The sequence below is a fragment of the Xenorhabdus sp. Sc-CR9 genome (genome assembly GCF_963897815.1).
Classification (GTDB): domain Bacteria; phylum Pseudomonadota; class Gammaproteobacteria; order Enterobacterales; family Enterobacteriaceae; genus Xenorhabdus.
Window position 1 is genome coordinate 21,079 of sequence record NZ_CAWQTY010000148.1, and the last position, 20,178, is coordinate 41,256.

The 20,178-nt window shown below is 45.8% G+C and carries 17 protein-coding genes; 7 read left to right on the top strand and 10 right to left on the bottom strand.

Annotated features, from left to right (window positions below; all coding sequences use genetic code 11):
• Nucleotides 1-7 precede the first annotated feature (7 nt).
• Genes tssI through AACQ81_RS06925 form a run of 4 tightly spaced genes read left to right on the top strand, consistent with a single transcriptional unit; the run spans nucleotide 8 to nucleotide 7,533 of the window.
• Nucleotides 8-1,897, top strand: a complete 1,890-nt coding sequence (gene tssI, locus AACQ81_RS06910) for a type VI secretion system tip protein TssI/VgrG (protein ID WP_237386742.1) — start codon at nucleotides 8-10, stop codon at nucleotides 1,895-1,897.
• A 12-nt stretch (nucleotides 1,898-1,909) separates the two neighbouring features.
• Nucleotides 1,910-3,130: a DUF2169 family type VI secretion system accessory protein gene (locus AACQ81_RS06915; protein WP_237386743.1), complete on the top strand. Its 1,221-nt coding sequence runs from the start codon at nucleotides 1,910-1,912 to the stop codon at nucleotides 3,128-3,130.
• The gene (locus AACQ81_RS06920) at nucleotides 3,120-3,476 is read left to right on the top strand and encodes a DUF4150 domain-containing protein (RefSeq protein WP_237386744.1); all 357 of its coding nucleotides are present in this window, start codon (nucleotides 3,120-3,122) and stop codon (nucleotides 3,474-3,476) included. The genes AACQ81_RS06915 and AACQ81_RS06920 overlap by 11 nt, the downstream gene beginning before the upstream one ends.
• Before the next feature lie 10 nt (nucleotides 3,477-3,486).
• Nucleotides 3,487-7,533: an RHS repeat-associated core domain-containing protein gene (locus AACQ81_RS06925; RefSeq protein WP_237386745.1), complete on the top strand. Its 4,047-nt coding sequence runs from the start codon at nucleotides 3,487-3,489 to the stop codon at nucleotides 7,531-7,533.
• 216 nt (nucleotides 7,534-7,749) lie between these two features.
• Here AACQ81_RS06925 and nth read toward each other — a convergent pair whose 3' ends face one another.
• From nth to AACQ81_RS06965, 8 genes are all read right to left on the bottom strand, one after another.
• On the bottom strand, nucleotides 7,750-8,382 hold the full coding sequence (gene nth / locus AACQ81_RS06930; protein WP_237386746.1) for an endonuclease III: 633 nt from the start codon (nucleotides 8,380-8,382) through the stop codon (nucleotides 7,750-7,752).
• A 14-nt stretch (nucleotides 8,383-8,396) separates the two neighbouring features.
• A complete protein-coding gene (locus AACQ81_RS06935; RefSeq protein ID WP_237386747.1) occupies nucleotides 8,397-9,116 on the bottom strand; it encodes an electron transport complex subunit E in 720 nt (239 codons plus the stop codon).
• Between the two features lie 2 nt (nucleotides 9,117-9,118).
• On the bottom strand, nucleotides 9,119-9,745 hold the full coding sequence (gene rsxG, locus AACQ81_RS06940; RefSeq protein ID WP_237386748.1) for an electron transport complex subunit RsxG: 627 nt from the start codon (nucleotides 9,743-9,745) through the stop codon (nucleotides 9,119-9,121).
• 17 nt (nucleotides 9,746-9,762) lie between these two features.
• A complete protein-coding gene (gene rsxD, locus AACQ81_RS06945) occupies nucleotides 9,763-10,842 on the bottom strand; it encodes an electron transport complex subunit RsxD (protein ID WP_237386749.1) in 1,080 nt (359 codons plus the stop codon).
• 12 nt (nucleotides 10,843-10,854) lie between these two features.
• Complete coding sequence (gene rsxC / locus AACQ81_RS06950; protein ID WP_237386750.1) at nucleotides 10,855-12,981, bottom strand: electron transport complex subunit RsxC; 2,127 nt, start codon at nucleotides 12,979-12,981, stop codon at nucleotides 10,855-10,857.
• Nucleotides 12,974-13,597, bottom strand: coding sequence for an electron transport complex subunit RsxB (gene rsxB / locus AACQ81_RS06955; protein WP_237386751.1), 624 nt, complete (start codon nucleotides 13,595-13,597; stop codon nucleotides 12,974-12,976). Before rsxB ends, rsxC begins: the two co-directional genes overlap by 8 nt.
• On the bottom strand, nucleotides 13,597-14,178 hold the full coding sequence (gene rsxA, locus AACQ81_RS06960) for an electron transport complex subunit RsxA (RefSeq protein ID WP_237386752.1): 582 nt from the start codon (nucleotides 14,176-14,178) through the stop codon (nucleotides 13,597-13,599). The genes rsxB and rsxA overlap by 1 nt, the downstream gene beginning before the upstream one ends.
• A gap of 142 nt (nucleotides 14,179-14,320) precedes the next feature.
• Entirely contained in the window at nucleotides 14,321-14,749 is a 429-nt protein-coding gene (locus AACQ81_RS06965) for a DUF2569 domain-containing protein (protein WP_237386753.1), read from the bottom strand.
• Nucleotides 14,750-14,900: 151 nt separating this feature from the next.
• On the opposite strand from AACQ81_RS06965, the gene AACQ81_RS06970 reads away from it, so the two are divergent.
• From AACQ81_RS06970 to AACQ81_RS06980, 3 genes are all read left to right on the top strand, one after another.
• Entirely contained in the window at nucleotides 14,901-15,029 is a 129-nt protein-coding gene (locus AACQ81_RS06970; RefSeq protein WP_272903043.1) for a hypothetical protein, read from the top strand.
• 100 nt (nucleotides 15,030-15,129) lie between these two features.
• A complete protein-coding gene (locus AACQ81_RS06975; RefSeq protein ID WP_237386754.1) occupies nucleotides 15,130-16,170 on the top strand; it encodes an oxidoreductase in 1,041 nt (346 codons plus the stop codon).
• Nucleotides 16,171-16,302: 132 nt separating this feature from the next.
• Entirely contained in the window at nucleotides 16,303-17,292 is a 990-nt protein-coding gene (locus tag AACQ81_RS06980) for a bile acid:sodium symporter family protein (RefSeq protein ID WP_237386755.1), read from the top strand.
• A 113-nt stretch (nucleotides 17,293-17,405) separates the two neighbouring features.
• Here the strand turns inward: AACQ81_RS06980 and add are convergent, their stop codons facing one another.
• Nucleotides 17,406-18,407, bottom strand: a complete 1,002-nt coding sequence (gene add, locus AACQ81_RS06985; RefSeq protein WP_237386756.1) for an adenosine deaminase — start codon at nucleotides 18,405-18,407, stop codon at nucleotides 17,406-17,408.
• A gap of 192 nt (nucleotides 18,408-18,599) precedes the next feature.
• The gene (locus AACQ81_RS06990) at nucleotides 18,600-20,138 is read right to left on the bottom strand and encodes a YdgA family protein (RefSeq protein WP_237386757.1); all 1,539 of its coding nucleotides are present in this window, start codon (nucleotides 20,136-20,138) and stop codon (nucleotides 18,600-18,602) included.
• Nucleotides 20,139-20,178: the final 40 nt, after the last annotated feature.

Here is a 20,178-nt window from a genome sequence, read left to right on the forward strand (position 1 = left end):
TTGCAAAATGGATGGATTAGTCTTTACGTGTCAAATCGGTGCGTTACCGGGCACAACTTTTCAGGTAGTCAATTTCAACTTACAGGAAGGATTATCCCAGCTTTATCATTTGTCTCTGACGGTAGTCAGTCAGCTTGATAATGTGGTCCTCAACGATCAACTGGGCACCTATGCCTCTCTGACCATAACCCGCAATGGCAAGGCAGAACGTACCGTTAAAGGTATCGTGGCAGGGGCTTCGCAGGGTAATACCGACGGAAGGCAAACTTACTATTCTTTTACTATCCGGCCTGAAATGTGGCGAATGACGCTTCATCAGGATAGCCGCCTGTTTCAGCGCCAATCTGTGCCGGATATTCTCAAACAGTTGTTAAAAGAGCACCGTGTTAAATCGGATAATAAATTTTATGAAGACAGTCAGCTTCATCCGGAACGGGAATACACGACGCAAAAACGTGAATCTGCCTATGACTTCTGGTGTCGATTGGCGGCGGAAGAGGGGATTGCTTTCTGGTTTGAAGAAGAACAACTCTTTTTCAGTGATTCCCATTTGGGGATGACGGCCGATCTTAACCTGATTTATAACAATCAGCCCAATACTGATGATAAAGATACGACTGCATGGCAGTGGCAATATGGGGAATACCTCCGTGTAGATGAGTATATCCACAAAGATTATAACTATCTGCGTCCTTCACAACCTTTGCAGTCTCAGGCCACTTTGCCCGAAGGCGGGCGTCATGCGATATTTGAAAGTTATGGCCGTTTCCCGTGGAGCAAGGAAGGCAAACCCTTGGGCGATGTGCGCCTTAATCAACTGAATAACGAAAGTAAATCGGGTTCGGCACACACCAATTGTATCCAGTTGCGTCCCGGTAAAATTTTTAGCCTGCAATCCCATCCCATTGCGACCATGAATAATCGTTGGCAGATTGTCACGGTGAATCATTATGGTTCCCAACCCCAAGCCGCAGGCATTGGCGGTGAAGGGACAACATTGACGAACGATATTACGTTTATTCCGGGGAAAAATGACTGGCGCCCGCCGTACCGTTATAAGCCGCTGGCGGATGGTGATGAACTGGCGACGGTCGTTGGACCACCCGGTGAAGAAATTTTTGTCAATGAACATGGTGCCATTAAAGTGCATTTCCATTGGAATCGTCATGATCCGGCGGGAGATGGCTCATCATGCTGGGTACGAGTGGCACAGGGCTGGAACGGTAATGGTTTTGGCTTTATGGCGATCCCTCGCATTGGTCAGGAAGTAATTGTCTCTTATCTTAATGGCGATATTGATCGTCCCATCGTGACGGGCAGTACTTATAACGGCCGTAACCAACCGCCCCTTAATTTACCTGCCGAGAAAACCCGTACCACGTTAAAAACGCATACCCATAAAGGTGAAGGGTTCAACGAACTGCGGTTTGAAGATGCCAAAGGCAGTGAAGAAGTGTTTATTCATGCCCAGAAGGATATGAATACCAAAGTGTTGAATAACCGTACCACGAAAGTGCTGGGCAATCACACTGAAATACTTGAGGGTAATCAGGCCGTTATTGTGAAAAAAAACAAACAAGAAGTTGTGCGACATACCAGCACTGAAGTGGTCGGGATGGTCAAAACCCTGACAGTGGGACAGTCTTATACCATTACCGTTGGTGCCAGTATGAATACCACGGTTGCCATGAGTCAAACTGAATCGGTCAAAATGCAGAAGACAGTGTCCGTGGGGCAAATCCTGTCTATTTCGGCAGGTAAGATGATTGAACTGAAATGTGGTGACAGCACATTGCGGATGGACAAAGACGGCAAAATTACTATCAAAGGGAAAGCGTTCCTGTTTGATGCCAGCGGCCCTGTGCAAATCCACGGCAAAGATATTGATTTGAACTGAGGAGACAGGGCGATGGAATTCAGGAATCTCACCCCTTTTTCGGTGATGAACTACCGGATGTTGGATACAGAAGATCAGGAATACGATGTGATTGCCATGAAAGTGGGTTATCAGCTATTGCCCGTAGGGAAGGGTGAATATCTGGCTGAACTGCTGCCGATTATGTCCTTATGTGTACAGGATCAATACCGGGGTGCATTGAACGTCTCACAGGTATTGCAGGAAAGTGATCTGGCACCGTTTAAGCCCAAGTGTGATGTAATTGTCAATGGTACGGCTTATGCACCAGAAGGTAAGCCCTGCTCATCTTTCCCTGTTCGTTTGTCAGTCATGGATGCCAATGGCGACATTTTACTGAATAAGACACTGAATATTACAGGTGAACGGGAATTTTTCCGCCCCGATAACGGGCAATGGCAGCTTTCTGATCCCAAACCATTTAACCATTTACCCCTTGATTATCGTTATGCCTTTGGCGGGGGATGCCGGATTGAAGCCGAAGATGATAAAGCGGCGAAGGCATTAATAGAGGAAGACAAGCTCTCTCCTGAACAACGCAGCCAACACCCTGATGGCGAAAAGGCTCCCATAGCTCATGCAGTTTATGAATACAATCCCATTGGTACGGGGTTTGTTTTGCCGTGGTATGCGAAGGCGAAAGATCTGCCTCGTTATCCGGCACCGCGCATTATCCATCCGAATGCACCGATAACCGCACACCATTTTACTGATATGCTGGCAGACCGTTTCTCAGCCACCGAGCCAGCCTGTCAACCGCAGTGTATGGGCGTTATCGGGCGGGCGTGGCTGCCACGGCGAACACTGGCCGGCACTTATGACCAGACGTGGCTGGACGAGCGCCATCCTTACCTGCCACAGGATTTTGACTTTGGTTACTGGAATGGCGCACCACAAGATCAACAGATTGACTGGCCGTCCACCGATATCACGCTGCAACTGACTAATCTGACACCGGATGGCTCTTTACAAACCGAACTGCCGGGACATCGTCCTTTTATCCTGTTCCGCATGGAGGATGGTGCTCTTTTCCCCATTCTGATGAACTTCGATACCCTGATTATTGATACCGATGCAATGACATTGGCGCTGACGTTTCGTCTGCATTTCAGCATTGACTTCCCCATCCGAGTGGCGGAAGCCCGGTTTGAAATAAACCCCAAAGCCCCTTTAATTACATTTTCACCTGAACAGGAGCAGGGTCATGGCGGATAACTATGTTGCCCGTAAAGATACTCAATGGTTGATTATCAGTCTGGTTCCCGATGTTTGCAAAACCCCGATGGGACCGGCCACGCCTCCGATTCCTTATCCCGTAATCGCCAAACTGGAAGATTCCTCTGCATCGGTTACATCGGTGCGGGCAAACGGGCAGCCGGTGGTGGTATTCGGGCAAAGTTTTGTCCCGCAGACATTAGGAGATGAAGCGGGAACGGCAATGGGGGTGAAAAGTGGCACGGTGGGAGGAAAGTGTCATCCGAAAGAGCATACGCAAACAGTCCGGGCGGATGGCAAATTGATATTGCGCCATACAGATAAATTCTGGATGAATGGGGCATAAGGGAGGATATATGGAAAAAGGCATAAAAAACGATAGTCCAACGGGTACAGGGAATACGGTGGGAATTATTGTTGGTCAGCAAAAGAGAGCGAAAATGGGTACGAAAGAGGCGAATAAACCTGTTGAGTCAGAAACACCACAAGAATCACATTTGGGGGGGGCAAAAAGTGTTGTATTAGAGACCGACCCAAGTTCAGCGAGTCCGATGACATTTGAATTTAATTCTGATCTTAGATTAGGGGTAGGGAAGGCAGCGACAAAGGTAGGTAAGGTAGGTGCAAAGGTAGGGGATGCAGGGGCAATTCTAGGTCGGGTAGGGAAGATAGGGACAATGGTAGGGAAGGAAGAGACAATTGTAGAGAAGGCAGAGAAGGTAGGGGCAATTCTAGGGCAGGTAGGGGCAATGGTAGGGAAGATAGGGACAATGGTAGGTAAGGTAGTGGAGGCAGCGACAACGGCAGGGAAAAAGCCAAACGTTACTGATAATAAAAAGAAAAATGGAGGTAAAGTTGCACGAGGAGATGATAAGGATAAATCTAATAATTTTGATAAGCCAAAGGAAAAAAAAACAGATCCTGCTCACCAATCTGATCAAGAACATCCTAAATGTACAGGGGGTAGCTGTGGACAAGGCGAACCTGTTGATATCACCTCTGGCGATTACCTACAAACGTTCTCAATCATTGTCATTCCCGGACTATTGCCGATTACCTTAAACCGGACTTATCGCTCTGCCGCTCCCTTAAATGGGTTATTGGGACCTAAATGGGCTGATGACTGGTCACGTCAGTTAGTGCTGGACGGTGAAAAAGTCCATTTTACCGATGCTGACGGGCAGGTTTATGCTTTTTTGACACCGGAAAATCAGGTGCTGGCACGTAATCGCCATTTTCTTCACTGTTTACTGACAGGGGAGCTTGAGAGTGAATTATCCATCATCAACAAACAAAACCAGCAAACTCTCCATTTTAACCAGATTGAGGGTAACCGGCGCCGGCTGTCCGCCATCACGGATCGCCATCAGAATCATATTCAGTTTATCTATAACGACCAGCATCAGTTGATTGAAGTGGTGCGCAATGATGGTTTCCGCTTAACCCTTCATTATCAGGATAATCAGCTCCGGGCAGTGGATTACCATTTTCAGCAGATCCAGCAACGGTTACTCACCTGCCATTATGATGAATACGGTTATCTGGCCGAATGTGACGCCTTTCAGCAAAACCATCTGTGGCATGAATACACTGCGCAAGGATTGATGACCCGCTGGCATGATACGGATAAGACGGATTTTTATATTCGCTATGATGAACGTGGCCGGGTCGTTTCCACCCATTCTTCCGAAGGTTATTGGGCAGATCGTTTTATCTATGACGATGAGGCCCGTGTGACCACGTATCTGGATGCCGAAGGCGGAAAAACCCTGTCCTATTACAATCAAAATAATCAGGTGATCCGTGAGGTTGATCCGTTAGGGCGCGAAACCCGGACGCAGTGGCGTTATAACCAGAAGGTGTGGGAAATTGATCCACTGGGCGGTTACACCACGTTTGATTACAACCATGACGGGGCACTGACCGAAATTGTACTGCCCACGGGGGACGCTTTTTATTATGACTATAATGAACACGGTCAGCTTACCGAAGCGATTTTACCCCCGGGGGATATCTGGCGCTTCCGGCATGATGAGCAAGGCAATCTGACCGCGGTCACTAACCCACAAGGGCATACAGAAGCATATCAGTACGGTATTCATGGCGAGTTGCGGCAACGTCTGTTGCCGGATGGCCGGCAGTGGCACTACGCCTATGACGAACATCAGCGGCTGGCCGCGATGATGACACCCGATGGTCAGACAACCGGTCTGGAACTGGATGAACTGGGGCGTCTGCGCCGTATTACCGATGCGCTTAAGCAGGAAACCCGCTATCGCTACAGTGCTGTTCATGCCAGCCTCGATAATGGCAGCCTGACCAAAATTGAATTACCGGATGGGGTGACTCAACAGCTTGAATATGACAGCGAACGGCGTGTGGTCGCGGTAACTGACGGGGAAGGCCGCACGACGCGCTACCGCTTTGGCGCGTTTGATTTGCTGACCCACATGACCCGCCCGGATGGCACAACGTTACACTTTGGTTATGACCGTCTTACGCGTTTTTGTTCCGTCACCGCCTCGACAGGGGAAACGTATCGCTATGAACGGGATGCCGCGGGTCAGGTTATCCGTGAAATCGACTTTACCGGCCGTACCATCGACTACCAGTATGATGCGCTGGGGCGTCGCATTCAGGCCCGCTATCCGGATAATCACGTCTTGCGTTGGCATTACTCGTCATCAGGGTTATTGACCCGACAGGAAAGCGGGCATCAGCAGGAAGACCAGTACGAACTGCACGCCACCACCACTTACGAATATAACGCGCGCCGCCAGTTTATCAGGGCAACCAATGACGATGCTGTAGTGGAATACGAATATGATGCGGCTGGTTTACTTGTGTGTGAACGCATTAATGGGCGTGAAATCACCCGTGAGTGGAACAGCCTGACCGGGCAGTTAACCGCGGAAACCCGCGATGGGCATACCCTGAACTGGGGTTATAACATCATGGGGGCTGTGAACCATTTTCAGTTTAACCAGCATACGCCGTTGAGCTTTAGCCATGATGCGTTAGGGCGGGAAACTGTGCGGGAAAGCGCGGCAGGGTTTATTCTGGCCAGCCGGTATACTTCTACCGGGCTATTAGCACACCAGTCCGCGGGGCGGACGACCGCGTTGTTCCGTGAAACGTTGGCGCAGAACGATCCCCATTTTCCACCGCAAGCCACCGCGGTTAACCGTAGCTGGCAGTATGACCGCGCATACAGTGTCAGAATGATCGATGACGGCATTTGGGGACAAACCCGTTACCGCTATAATCAGAATGACCAGATTGTTAGCGCCGAATTTAATGGCCGGTTGCCCTATGAAGAGCAGTTTCGTTATGACCCGAATGGCAATGTAAACCTGCATGTGCGGGTGGATGCCAAAGGGGCGATTGAGCAGATTGAACAGCACCAGCAGGCCGGGCGGGTTATTAAACGTGGCAATGTCACTTACCGCTATGACGCCAATGGCCGGCAGGTAGAAAAAACCGAACACCGTGATGGCTTTCGTCCACAGGTATGGCGTTATCGTTGGGATACGCACAATCAGCTAACCCACTGTGAAACGCCGGACGGTTCCCGTTGGCACTATCGCTATGATGCCTTTGGGCGGCGTATCCGCAAGCTGAAAGTCCACGATGGCAAACTGGCCGCCGCTAACTTGCAACGCTGGCTGCACGGTAAACCAGATTTGACGGCGAAACCGGACACCATTATGGGGTATGACTACCTGTGGAGTGGTGACCAGTTGGTGGAAGAAACTCCGTTATATGCAGATGGCACCCCGGCCTATGACCACAGCATTTGCTGGCTGTATCAGCCAGGTGCATTCACCCCGTCAGCCCGTTATGAAAAAGGCAAACTGCATTATATTGTCAGTGACCATCAGGGCACACCGCGGGAAATACTGAGTGAATCCGGTAAGCTGGTCTGGGCAAACCGGCTGACAACGTGGGGTAAAGCTGAACGGATGCCACTATTGGCGGCAGATGATGAAGATTACCAGATGAGCTGCAACCTGCGGTTTGCCGGGCAGTACGAGGACGCGGAAAGTGGGTTATATTATAATCGGTTTCGGTATTATGATTGTGGTACGTCGCAATATTTGACATCCGATCCGATAGGGCTGCTGGGCGGGTTTAATCTATATGGATATGTTTATAACCCGATAATTTGGACTGATCCATTTGGGTTAGTTACTACTTGCGGTATGAATGGGCCTCCTACTACCACAGCGTATAACTACCTCCATGTGAGATTGTTGGAGGGAAGTATGGATCTTTTTCAATATTATTATCAGTGGACATTGAACAACCTGAAAGGGCAATTTGAAAAATGGTCTGGTGGAAGATATCAGTCTGTTAAACTCAATTACCAGGGCATCAGCGGTGGAAGCCCGGTTTTGAAATAAACCCCAAAGCCCCTTTAATCACATTTGTACCTGAACAGGAGCATGGCGGATATCTATATTGCCCGTAAAGATACTCAATGGGACCCGCTACTCCTCCGATTCCTTATTTTTTATTGATAAAGTGCAAGAAGATCCTATTGTATATGTCTACCTTTATTATTTAATCTCTCTCCTTCTCCAATAGGAGAGAGATTAAATACTTAGTTTATAGAGTCATCACTCAGTTTTATCCTCAAATTCACACAGATCTTCAATAATACAAGATCCACAACGTGGTTTACGGGCAATACAGGTATAACGCCCGTGCAGGATCAGCCAATGGTGGCAATCAACCTTGAATTCAGCCGGTACGACTTTCAACAGTTTCTTTTCAACCTCGTCAACGTTTTTTCCCGGTGCAAACTGAGTTCGATTACTGACGCGAAAAATATGCGTGTCGACGGCAATTGTCGGCCAACCAAAAGCGGTGTTTAATACAACATTGGCCGTTTTGCGACCAACACCCGGCAGCGCTTCCAGTGCTGCACGATCTTCTGGCACTTCGCCTTGATGTTTTTCCAGTAAAAGCCGACAGGTTTTAATCACATTTTCCGCTTTGGTGTTATATAACCCGATGGTTTTTATATACTCTTTTAAACCATCCACACCGAGAGCGAAGATGGTTTGCGGGGTATTGGCAACGGGATAGAGTTTCGCCGTCGCTTTATTCACGCTGACATCGGTAGCCTGTGCAGACAGCAATACGGAGATCAGCAATTCAAAAGGCGAATTGAAAACCAATTCTGTTGTCGGATGCGGATTGTTATCCCGTAAGCGGGTGAGAATTTCGACCCGTTTTTGTTGATTCATATCTGATTACACCCTCAGCTTCTTGTGATATGGCTGCCGCAGCCTTTTTCTACATTGTCTTTTTCTATGTTGTATTGGCGTTCTTTATTTTCTGAACGATTTTTCAGGCGTTCATCAATAATATATTTTCCTGCCAGCATCAAACCTAATCCAATAAAGGCTCCGGGTGGCAGGATGGCAAGCAGGAAGGGCGAATCCATATGAACTATTTCAATCCGCAATGATTTGGCCCAGCTACCCAGCAGTAAATCCGCGCCATCAAACAGTGTGCCATTACCCAGAATTTCACGTATCGCTCCCAGTACGAACAGGGCGAAAGTTGCACCAAAGCCCATCGCAAGGCCATCAATCATTGAACTATAAATGGAATTCTTTGATGCGTAAGCTTCCGCTCGGCCAATCACGATACAGTTAGTGACAATCAGCGGAATAAAAATCCCCAATGATTCATATAGCCCGAACGCAAAGGCGTTGATTAGCATCTGGACAGCACTGACAACGGACGCAATGATCATCACGTAAATGGGAATGCGGATTTCATGGGGAACCCAACGTCGCAAAGCGGATACGGCAATATTGGTGCTTAATAAAACTAGTGTCGTGGCTAACCCTAATCCCAGGGCATTGGTTGCGGTGGAGGAAACCGCCAGCAGGGGACAAAGCCCCAAAAGCTGTACCAATGCAGAGTTGTTCTTCCAGAGTCCCTGAATAAATAGGTTTTTGGTTTCGCTCATGGTTATTTTTCTCCACACGTTGGCAGCGAAGAAAGCTGCTCTGGTATTGTTTCCAGATAAAGGGCGGTGCGTTTTACGGCATTGACAATAGCACGAGGCGTAATGGTTGCTCCGGTGAACTGGTCAAATTCACCGCCATCTTTTTTGACTGCCCAATTGTGGTCATTTTTTGACATCACTTTTTTGCCGGAAAAAGCATAGATCCAATCGGAAATACGGGTGTCGATTTTATCCCCCAATCCGGGGGTTTCATGGTGTTTAGTCACGCGAACGCCCAGAACTTTGCCGGAAAAATCAGCACCTACCAGTAATTGAATAGCACCTGAATAACCGTCAGGAGCGGTGCTTTCCAAAGCGGCAGCAGCAGGAATGCCATTTTTACGGGCAAGATAAAGGCGGTGAGTCTGTTTGTTACCCAGCGCATTGTCTGTCACCAAATAACATTTATCCTGCATTTGATTATCATATAAAGCAGGGGGAACCACTTGATCCAGCAACGTCTTGTGTTGTATTGCCGCTTGTTCTGCAATCCGGTCTTTTGTCAATGAATAAACAATAGCTGTTAACCCTGTCGTACAGGCGGCAAAGATTGCAAGAGTAATCCCGTGACGACGCATAGTTTCTAACATGCCAGTTCTCCCTTTCCCTATTTATGGCCGTAAGCGCGGGGCTGTGTGTAATGGTCAATCAGCGGTACGCAAATATTTGCCAGCAAGACGGCAAATGCGACGGCATCAGGATAGCCACCGTAAACACGAATAACCCAAATCAGAATTCCGATAATTGCGCCATAAATCAGGCGGCCTTTTGGTGTGGTTGACGCGCTGACCGGATCGGTTGCAATGAAAAATGCTCCTAGCATGGTCGCGCCGGAAAAGAGTTGCAATAAAGGGGGGGAATAGCGGGTAGGATCTATCAACCAACTGAGTAATGCACAAACACCCAGCGATAAAAGAAATGCGGTCGGGATCTGCCAATGAATGATTTTTCGGTTGAGCATAATCAACCCGCCAACCAGATAAGCAATATTGACCCATTGCCAGCCAATACCGGCCACAGCACCTTGCAATATAGGCTGCTGTAATACGTCATTGATATTGTGGATCAGCAAGCCGGTTTTGAAGCTATCCAATGGCGTTGCCTGACTTAATCCATCAATGCCTAGTTGCAGTTGTAATAAGATCGAACCATCGGGTGTATGTCCTGTGAAAATGACCATCAGGGTATCCCAAGGCGTTAGAGTGAATGCTTGCAAAGAGGCTGGTGGCATCCAACCTGTCATTTGTACGGGGAATGAGATAAGCAGGACAACATAGCCAACCATAGCAGGGTTAAATGGATTTTGTCCAAGCCCGCCGTACAGATGTTTGGCAATGATAATGGCGAAAAATGTTCCGAGCACAATCAACCACCACGGTGCCAGTGGAGGCAAGCTAATCCCCAGAAGTAACCCTGTCACCAGAGCAGAGTTATCCCTGAGATATGGCATGACCAGTTGCTTTTTAAGTGCAATGGCTGTCGACTCTGCTAATAAGGCAGTGATGATGGCCAACAAGATCTGGAACAATGTTCCATAGCCAAAGAAATAAGTCTGTACAGCAATGCCGGGAATGGCAGCTAAAGCCACCCAAAACATGATCTTGCTGGTACTTTTTTGATTATGTGTAAAAGGCGAACTCGCGACTTTTAACTGGTTATTATCCGTGTTTACTGGTCTAAATTTCATCGTCTAATGTCACTATTCTGTTGGAACTTCTTGTTTTTCTTGCATAGCTTTCTTTGCTTTAACGCGGGCAATGGCGGCAGCCACGGCGGCTTTGCGTGGATCGGTGTCTTCCGGTTCAGCGACTATGGCAGGTTGCGTTGTAGGTTCGGCCGGGCTTTTTGCCGCTTTCTTGGCTTTAGCCCGTGCAATTGCGGCAGCTACAGCGGCTTTACGTGGGTCGGCATCTTCCGGTTCAGCGACTACGGTGGGTTGCGTTGCGGGTTCGGCCGGGCTTTGTGCTGATTTATTAGCCTTGGCGCGCGCAATTGCTGCGGCAACTGCCGCCTTGCGCGGGTCGGGTGTCTCAGCCGCATTATTTTGTTGAGGTTCTTCTGGTGACGTTGTCACTTCTCCATTTTGGGCGGCCTTTTTCGCTTTTGCTCTGGCGATTGCGGCGGCTAAGGCGGCTTTACGTGGGTCCTCATTTTCAATGACGGAAGCAGGTGTTTCCGCATTCAAATGTGTAGTCATTTGTTTTTCGGCCTGACGAGCCCGCAATTGTTCTTTTCTGGCTTTGCGTGCCGCAATGGCTGCTGCATTATCAGGGGATTGTCCGGCTTGTACGGTGATCACATCACCTACATTACCTTGTTTTTCTTTCACTCTGGCGAGAGCAGCCTGTACCGCACTTTTATCGCTGTTATCGATTTGAACAGCAGCTTTCTTGTGACGTTCTTCACGCGCTGATTTTTCTCGTTCCATACGGGATTGTTTGGCTTCAAAACGAAGCTTCGCTTCAGCTGAACGTCGTGTTTCTGCATCTATCGCCCGTATTTCCGCTTTTTCTTGTCGATAGTATTGAACCAGCGGAATATTGCTTGGGCATACATAAGCGCAGGCTCCACATTCAATACAGTCGAATAAATGATGGTTCTTGGCTTTTTCGTGTTCTTGACCGCGGCTGAACCAGTAAAGCTGTTGGGGTAATAATCCGGCAGGGCATGCTTCAACGCACAAGCCACAACGAATACATGCCTCTTCAATCTCTTTGGGTTCCATTTCCTGTGCCGAAGGCGCAAGAATGCAGTTACTGATTTTAACGATGGGGACATTGAGATCAGGCAGAGTAAAGCCCATTAATGGCCCGCCCATAATCACCATTTGTTCTGTTTTGGGTTTAAATCCGACTTGTTGTAACAAAAATTGAACAGGTGTACCGAGGCGTGCCCAGAAGTTACCCGGAGAGGCGATGGCTTCTCCTGTCAGGGTCACAATACGTTCAATCAGTGGCTCTCCATTAATGATGGCGCGCTTAATTGCCATCACTGTACCGACGTTTTGCATAAGCACACCGATATCAGAAGAACGTCCGCCAGATGGTACTTCTTTACCTGTCAGGATTTTTGTAAGTTGCTTGGCACCGCCAGAAGGATATTTTGTCGGGATCATCCGTACAATAATCGATTTATCACCATTGAGCGCTTTATTGAGTGCTTCAACGGCTTCAGGTTTATTATCCTCAACCCCGATCAGCACCTGTTCTGGATTGAGTAAATGCATCAAAATCCGAATGCCTTCGATAACCTCTTGCGCATGCTCCTGCATTAAACGGTCGTCAGCCGTTATATAGGGTTCACACTCGGCAGCGTTGATAATCAATGTCTTGAGATCGTGTTTCCCTCCATTGAGCTTGGTTGCAGTAGGGAAACCCGCCCCCCCTAATCCCGCAATACCCGCTTGATGAATGCGATGTAATAGTTCATTAGCATCAAGCAGAGTGTAATCAGGGGACTGGGTGAGTTCACACCATTTATCTTCACCATCAGGACGTAATCGGATACACAATTCTTTCAGCCCGGAAGGGTGTGCGGTAACACAAGGTTCGATTGTTGTAATCGTCCCGGATGTAGAAGCATGAACGGGGACGGTTCGGCCTGTCCCGATCGTCAATGGCTGGCCTTTCAGTACCTTATCTCCAACCTTAACCAACAATTCACCTTCCGGTCCTAAATGCTGTTGCAAGGGAATAATGAATTCATCTGGTAATGGTGCATGCCGCAGCGGTGTATGGCTGGATTGTAATTTCATTTCCGGTGGATGGATGCCTCCATCAAAATCCCAGATTTTATTCTTGTTGAGCAAGTTAAATAGATTAAACATGGGTTTTAACCTCAACTGGCTTAACAGAAGAGAACAAAGCGGATTCTGGAGTTATGGGGATGTTTTTTACTGGAATGGTGTTTAAATCCCATTTCCAATTTGAGGTGGTCGTGGCAACGGGGATCATCGTAATACAATCTGTTGGGCAAGGTGCGACGCACAGGTCACATCCTGTGCAGAGATCTTCAACAACGGTGTGCATAGCGCGGTTTGCACCAATAATGGCATCGACAGGACATGCCTGAATGCATTTTGTGCAGCCTATGCAGTTTTCTTCATCAATGAAAGCGACTTTTCTGGCCGGATTCTGCACGTTGTCATCACCATCCAGTGGTTGTGGTTCAACACCCAGTAATTCGGATATTTTGAGCATAACCTGCTCTCCGCCTGGGGCGCATTTATTGATCATTTCACCATTATTGGCGACCGCTTCTGCATAAGGGCGACAGCCGGGATAGCTACATTGTCCACATTGACTCTGAGGTAACAGATCATCAATTTTCTCAACAATCGGATCTTCTTCGACTTTAAAACGGCGGGCGGCGAAGCCAAGAATCAGACCAAAGGTTAATCCGAGTACGCCTAATACGCTAATAGCAATCCACAATGACATCATCAGAATTTCACCAAACCACTGAAGCCCATAAATGCGAGGGACATTAATCCCGCCGTAATAAGCCCTATAGATGAACCACGAAAAGGAGCTGGAATATTGGCAACAGCCAGACGTTCACGAATGGCGGCAAACAGCACCATAACAAGGGAAAACCCGGTGGCAGCGCTAAAACCGTAGACAGCGGACTGTAAAAAACCGTGAGATTGATTGACATTCAGTAAGGCGACACCGAGTACAGCGCAGTTGGTTGTAATCAGTGGCAGGAAAATACCTAAGAGCCTGTAAAGCGTTGGACTGGTTTTACGGACGACCAGTTCGGTAAATTGAACGACAACCGCAATAACAAGAATAAAGCTCAGAGTACGCAAATAAATTAAATCAAGAGGTACGAGAATAAAGGTGTTTATCAACCATGAACTAATGGAAGCTAAGGTTAGAACAAATGTTGTTGCTAACCCCATTCCGATGGCTGTTTCGAGTTTTTTAGATACACCCATAAAAGGACATAGGCCTAAAAACTTTACTAAAACAAAGTTATTGACCAATACTGTGCCAATAAATAACAGAAGGTATTCAGTCATTGCTATACCTGAAAATAAGATGCTGGAAAGTAAAACACTGTTATACCCGTCATTCTATTGGGTATATATAGTCTGAATAGAAATTCCCCCACCTTATGGTGGGGTAAGCGGATGCAATAATAACAATCAATTGTAGGGTATGTTATCGATCTTGTGTGAAAGTCATTTTTACGCGATGAGAACGCTTAATATAAGGAACGAAAATAGCGGCAGCCAGTAATGGCCATAGTAATGAACGTGTTGCTATCTCATCAGTAATAGGGGAAAAAGCGAAGGTTTTTATGGAAATTAAAATGGAAACCATAAGCCAAATAATAAAAATACGCGGAAAACGTTTTGAACGCATAAAAAGCAATCGCAATACCCATACAGTAAAACACCACATTATTGCCGTGGTTAATGTAGAGATATACCACATAAAGATGAAACCATTATCGAATTGGTGGATTTCCTGATTTTTCATGGCATATAGCAACAACATCAAACTGGCGGTGATTAATGTCATGATTAGATAAGCAGCAGGAGCCAATAACCAACCGTTAATACGATAATAATCATTAGACTGATACATAAAAAATTTTCATTCCATAATGAGTATCTTGAGATAAGGAAAAGATAGTAGCACAGGAATCGTGATTATTTGTTAACGTGTGATATACCTTTCGTCTTTCAAGTTGCCGCTTTGTTGGCTGCACTCATTCACCCCAGTCACATAGTTATCTATGCTCCTGGGGATTAATGAAAGGCTCCTGCCTTTCACCGGAGGCCAGCCTTTGGCTGGGCAAATTCGTTCCCGACGAATTTGTCATTCTCTTGCCGCCGCGCTGCATCTTGAAATCCATTGGGTATAGACGGTGATATTTTCTGATATTTTGTTACTAATCCACTGTCTTGTGGCTGAATTTGTTGTGTTACAGGCTAGGGTATTACTATCATTTTTTAGGGGCTGTTATGAGTGATTTTCTGAAAGTTGGTTTGGTGGGCTATGGTTATGCAAGTAAAACCTTCCATGCGCCACTGATTGCAGGAACACCGAATGTTGAACTGGTTGCAATTTCCAGCAGTGATGCAGAAAAAGTCAAAAAAGATTGGCCAGCGGTGTCAGTTGTTTCTTCGCCGGAAATTCTGTTCAATGATCCAGTTATCGATCTTATTGTAATCCCAACTCCCAATGATACTCACTATCCGCTGGCACAAAAGGCATTGGCGGTGGGTAAGCATGTTATTGTTGATAAGCCTTTTACCATTACTGTGGAACAGGCAGAATCGTTGAAAAAGCAAGCGGAAGAAAAAGGTTTGCTGTTGTCTGTATTCCATAATCGTCGTTGGGACTCTGGTTTTTTGACAGTGAAATCAATCATTAAAGAGAATAAATTGGGTGAGTTGAAATACTATGAATCCCACTTTGATCGTTATCGTCCTGCTGTTCGTCAACGCTGGCGGGAAGCTGCCGGTGCGGGTAGTGGAATTTGGTATGATTTGGGACCACACTTGTTAGATCAGGCTGTTCAGCTTTTCGGTAAGCCACAAGCCATTACGACTGATTTAGGTATGATCCGCCCGAATGCAGAAACAGCGGATTATTTTCATACACAGCTTCATTATCCTGATTTGAAAGTCGTGTTACATGCAACAATGCTTGCAGCAGCGGAATCGCCTATTTATACATTGCACGGAATGGCAGGTAGTTATATGAAATATGGATTGGATCCTCAGGAAGAATGTCTGAAAGCAGGTGAGAAGCTGCCACGGGCAGAGTGGGGTTACGATGCCCGCGATGGATCAGTGACGTTGTCACAAGGAGATGACTTGATTACGCAGGTTGTCCCCACGATACCGGGTAATTACAGTGCGTATTATGCTGCTGTTCGTGATGCTATTTTGTTTGGGAAACCTAATCCTGTTACAGCCAGTGAAGCTATTCTGATTATGAAACTGATTGAAGCTGGTGAAAAATCAGCAAAAGAACAGCGCGCTATTCTGATTGATTAGTTTCGATTCTGGACACATCAATCAATTCAATCGGTGCGCAGTGAATTATCCCCGTTGGTTAGAAAATTGTTCAGTAGTCAATGGGGGTATTGATAGTTCAACTCGTTCCTTGTGGGCAAAGGAAGCATTTTGATGAATTTGTTGCAAAAGTTAAAGATTGACTCTTTTTTGGTGACGCTGATTACTGTAGTCATCATTGCTTCATTTTTTCCCAGTGAAGGAGAGGTGAAAAAATGGTTTCAGTATTTAACCACTGCTGCCATTGCGTTGCTGTTCTTTATGCATGGTGCTAAGTTGTCCCGTGACGCTATTCTAGCGGGGATCGGACATTGGCGGCTGCATTTGGTTATTTTCAGTAGTACTTTTGTTTTATTCCCGATACTGGGGATGGGGCTTCATTTCATTGTACCGGAATGGATATCACCCACCGTCTATATGGGTTTCCTGTATCTTTGTGCTTTACCTGCTACTGTACAGTCTGCTATTGCATTTACTTCTGTTGCTGGTGGAAATGTTGCAGCGGCGATATGTAGTGCTTCTGCTTCAAGTTTGTTAGGTGTCTTCGTTTCCCCTTTATTGGTGGGTTTTCTGATCCAGACTCATGATAGTGGCGCTCATAGTGATACATGGAAAGCGATAAAAGATATCATTTTGCAACTAATGGTGCCTTTTATTGTTGGGCATTTATCGCGGCCCTTGATTGCCAGTTGGGTGGAGAAACATAAGAAACTGATCAATATGACAGACCGTTCTTCTATTTTGCTGGTGGTGTACGTTGCATTCAGTGAAGCGGTGGTAGAAGGTATTTGGCATAAAATTGATGCCTACTCGCTCTTTATGATCGGTCTTGTATGCTGTGTTTTATTGGCTGTGGTGTTAATTATTAACGTATATAGCTCACGTCTCTTGGGTTTCAGTCAGGAAGATGAAATTACAATTGTTTTTTGTGGTTCAAAGAAAAGTCTTGCGAATGGTGTTCCGATGGCCAATGTGCTGTTTCCTGCTTCAATGGTAGGAGTAATGCTGTTACCGCTAATGATTTTCCACCAGATCCAACTGATGGTCTGCGCCGTGCTTGCTCAACGTTATGCACGGCGTTTAAAAAGGAAGTCAATCAGTTAATCAAGACATGGTGTGGTTATATCTATCTATAGTCTTTCTCTATCTTTCTGAAACAAAAAAGGCAGATTTATGTCTGCCTTCAAGATTAAATGGATTGGAATAAGCAGCATTTCTTAGCGTTTGGCTACTTTAGCTTTCAGTGCCTGTTTTTCCGCTTCGCTGAGGAACGCGGTTGCCAATCCGTTAATCTGTGCCTGTCTAATCTGTTCTGGTGACAATCCTGCCGCAGGTGCGGCAACATGATACTCATGACGGATTTCAATACCCTCTACTGCTGGGTCATCGGTATTGATTGAAGCCAGAACTCCATGCTCAAGGAATTGTTTCAGTGGGTGAGCTTGCAAGGAGCTGACGGTGCTGGTTTGTAAGTTAGATGTCAGGCAGGATTCAATGCCAATACCATGTTTTGCCAAATAATCCATCAGTGCTGGGTCATTGATGGCTTTAACACCATGTCCAATACGGGTTGCTCCCAATTCACGGATAGCATGCCAGATACTCTCTGAACCAGCGGCTTCACCGGCATGTACGCTAATATTCCAGCCTGCATTGCGTGCTTGAATAAAATGCGGTTCAAAGAGATGTCCAGGGAATCCCAGTTCATCACCCGCGAGATCTAATGCTGTAATGTGTTTTTTATGAGCAAGAAGCCCAGATAGTTCTTGAGAACAAGCTATTTCACCAAATGTTCTGCTCAGAATACCAATCAAACGGATCTGAATATCATGTTGTTGGCTTGCTGAATGAATACCATCAATAACGGCTTCAACGACGCCCTCAACAGGCAACTGGTGTTTCATGGACATATAGTAAGGGGAGAAACGTAGTTCAGCATAATCAAGGCCGGCATTGACGGCATCTTCAACGTTTTCAATGGCTACTCTGCGGCAGGCATCTAAATCAGCCAGAACCGCGACTCCCCAGTCCAGTTTCTGGAGAAAACTGATAAGGTCAGGTTCGTTTTCAATAATCTGGACATGGGGACGTAATGCTTCCAGTTCATAAGCGGGCAGAGGAATATTGTGCTGACGTGCGAGAGACAGAATGGTTTCAGGGCGAATATTACCATCAAGGTGACGGTGCAAATCGGTCAGTGGAAGCCGTGTATCAATCATTTGTTTATCCTTCTTATTAAATTTTATATATACAAAAAAGCCAGTCAACGCGTTGACTGGCAAGAAAGTTAAAGCACTATCGATGTTTTGACGATCTATTCACTGCGTAGGTTTTTTTACCTTTAGCATGTGCTTTCTTGTAGAAGAAACCGGTTCGGGTTCTGTTTATTCGTTATGGTGACTGTTGTTCACTTATTTAACTGTAGGAATTTCAGTCTCATTGTCTTGCTCACCATCTGTACCATCATAGGACCCGCCAAGTCCATTATCAAGCAGGAATTGATTCAGGCTGGATTCTTTGTTGTTTAATTCCACTTTATCTTTGGCATAGTGGAGGTTAAGTCCAATAACACCGTTTTCATCAGTGATGATCTTATATTTAAGGCCTTCCTGAGTCAGTTTCTGGACTTGTTTTTCCGCTTTAACTTCTGCGGCTGTTTTATCTTTACCCTCTAATATCTCTGTTTTTGTCAAAGATTCAATCAACATAGCTTTGGGGATGTTGATTTGTAATGACAACTCTTGGATCAGGTTACGGATCATCTCTTCTGGTTCCATAGAGAGCAGCGTGTTTTTATCTTCTGGTATGTTCTGTAAGGCAAGTTTGAAATTGACAGAACTTTCACCTTTACTGTTTTTCCAGCTAAAAGGGGAGATACTGAATTGAGGATTTTTATTAAAGAGTAGATGCAAGTTATTGAAAATACCATAGGAAACTGTATCAGAATCTAATTCATCATTGGTTAAAGCATTCGCTACGGTATCATTATAGGCCTGAGTAAACTTGCGAACAGATTCACCATCCAGTTTTTCCATGTCCAGGACAAACTTACCTGAACCTAATTCCATATCTTTGATTTTTATGCCATCAATGCTGTAACCGACTTTAATGTTCAGATTATCTTTATCATCATTCAGGTTAGATGTGATTTTAATTCCTTTGAAAGAGACATCATTGAAGTCTTCAGCTTTGGGTTTACTTTCATCTCCATGAATAGAAATTTCGCCGATGCTATAGTTTTGATCCCCAACATAGATATCAAAATTACCTTTTTTGTTATCGCCGGTAAAATGAATACCTTTCAGGATAATTGCTTCTTTTTTGGTCTGGCTACTGAAAGACAGCCCATCACTATTGATGTCGAATGAGAATGCGCTTAAGTCATGATTTGTGTCAGCAACGATCTTTGCTCCTGAAAAAGAGAAAACATATTTTTCTCCATTCTCTTTGGTTTCTGTGTGATTAATCGGGATCAAATCAATATTGGCTGAAAGACTGCGGTTATAACCAACATTGGCATTTAAGTTAAACAGCGATTTTTCTTGCGTAAAATTAAACAGTTCTTTCAGTGCATCGCTTTTTTCAAGCTCTGCATGGATGGATGCCATTTTTGGCAATAGGTTAAATTTTTTCAGGTTTACAATAGGGAATGGCCCATGTTCGATGGTGGATTTGAAAACAATCTCTTCATTTGGCTGGATACCCGCATTTTCCACACCATTTTTGACATTCAGAATTAAACGGACATCAGAACTGAAAATACCACGATTAAAATCTTTTGCTTGCCATTCTGCGCCACTTTCAGGAAATGCTTTTTCTATCTCAGTGTTTGCCTTATTGACGATATGATTTAAATGCTCTTCAAGTTTCTTACCTGTATACCATGATGCACCTGTCCATATCGCACCTAGAGCAACAATAACGCTTACAGCGACTAACGATTTTTTCATGTGTGAATCTCACCCTTTTAACGCATACAACATAATAGAT

Bases quoted from the DNA above. Each gene is read 5' to 3' on its own strand.
- rsxA (WP_237386752.1), bottom strand. From the start codon at position 14,178: ATGACTGAATACCTTCTGTTATTTATTGGCACAGTATTGGTCAATAAC.
- rsxB (WP_237386751.1), bottom strand. From the start codon at position 13,597: ATGATGTCATTGTGGATTGCTATTAGCGTATTAGGCGTACTCGGATTA.
- AACQ81_RS06975 (WP_237386754.1), top strand. From the start codon at position 15,130: ATGAGTGATTTTCTGAAAGTTGGTTTGGTGGGCTATGGTTATGCAAGT.
- add (WP_237386756.1), bottom strand. From the start codon at position 18,407: ATGATTGATACACGGCTTCCACTGACCGATTTGCACCGTCACCTTGAT.
- AACQ81_RS06990 (WP_237386757.1), bottom strand. From the start codon at position 20,138: ATGAAAAAATCGTTAGTCGCTGTAAGCGTTATTGTTGCTCTAGGTGCG.
- AACQ81_RS06915 (WP_237386743.1), top strand. From the start codon at position 1,910: ATGGAATTCAGGAATCTCACCCCTTTTTCGGTGATGAACTACCGGATG.
- AACQ81_RS06925 (WP_237386745.1), top strand. From the start codon at position 3,487: ATGGAAAAAGGCATAAAAAACGATAGTCCAACGGGTACAGGGAATACG.
- tssI (WP_237386742.1), top strand. From the start codon at position 8: ATGGATGGATTAGTCTTTACGTGTCAAATCGGTGCGTTACCGGGCACA.
- AACQ81_RS06920 (WP_237386744.1), top strand. From the start codon at position 3,120: ATGGCGGATAACTATGTTGCCCGTAAAGATACTCAATGGTTGATTATC.
- AACQ81_RS06970 (WP_272903043.1), top strand. From the start codon at position 14,901: ATGCTCCTGGGGATTAATGAAAGGCTCCTGCCTTTCACCGGAGGCCAG.
- AACQ81_RS06965 (WP_237386753.1), bottom strand. From the start codon at position 14,749: ATGTATCAGTCTAATGATTATTATCGTATTAACGGTTGGTTATTGGCT.
- AACQ81_RS06980 (WP_237386755.1), top strand. From the start codon at position 16,303: ATGAATTTGTTGCAAAAGTTAAAGATTGACTCTTTTTTGGTGACGCTG.
- rsxD (WP_237386749.1), bottom strand. From the start codon at position 10,842: ATGAAATTTAGACCAGTAAACACGGATAATAACCAGTTAAAAGTCGCG.
- rsxG (WP_237386748.1), bottom strand. From the start codon at position 9,745: ATGTTAGAAACTATGCGTCGTCACGGGATTACTCTTGCAATCTTTGCC.
- nth (WP_237386746.1), bottom strand. From the start codon at position 8,382: ATGAATCAACAAAAACGGGTCGAAATTCTCACCCGCTTACGGGATAAC.
- rsxC (WP_237386750.1), bottom strand. From the start codon at position 12,981: ATGTTTAATCTATTTAACTTGCTCAACAAGAATAAAATCTGGGATTTT.
- AACQ81_RS06935 (WP_237386747.1), bottom strand. From the start codon at position 9,116: ATGAGCGAAACCAAAAACCTATTTATTCAGGGACTCTGGAAGAACAAC.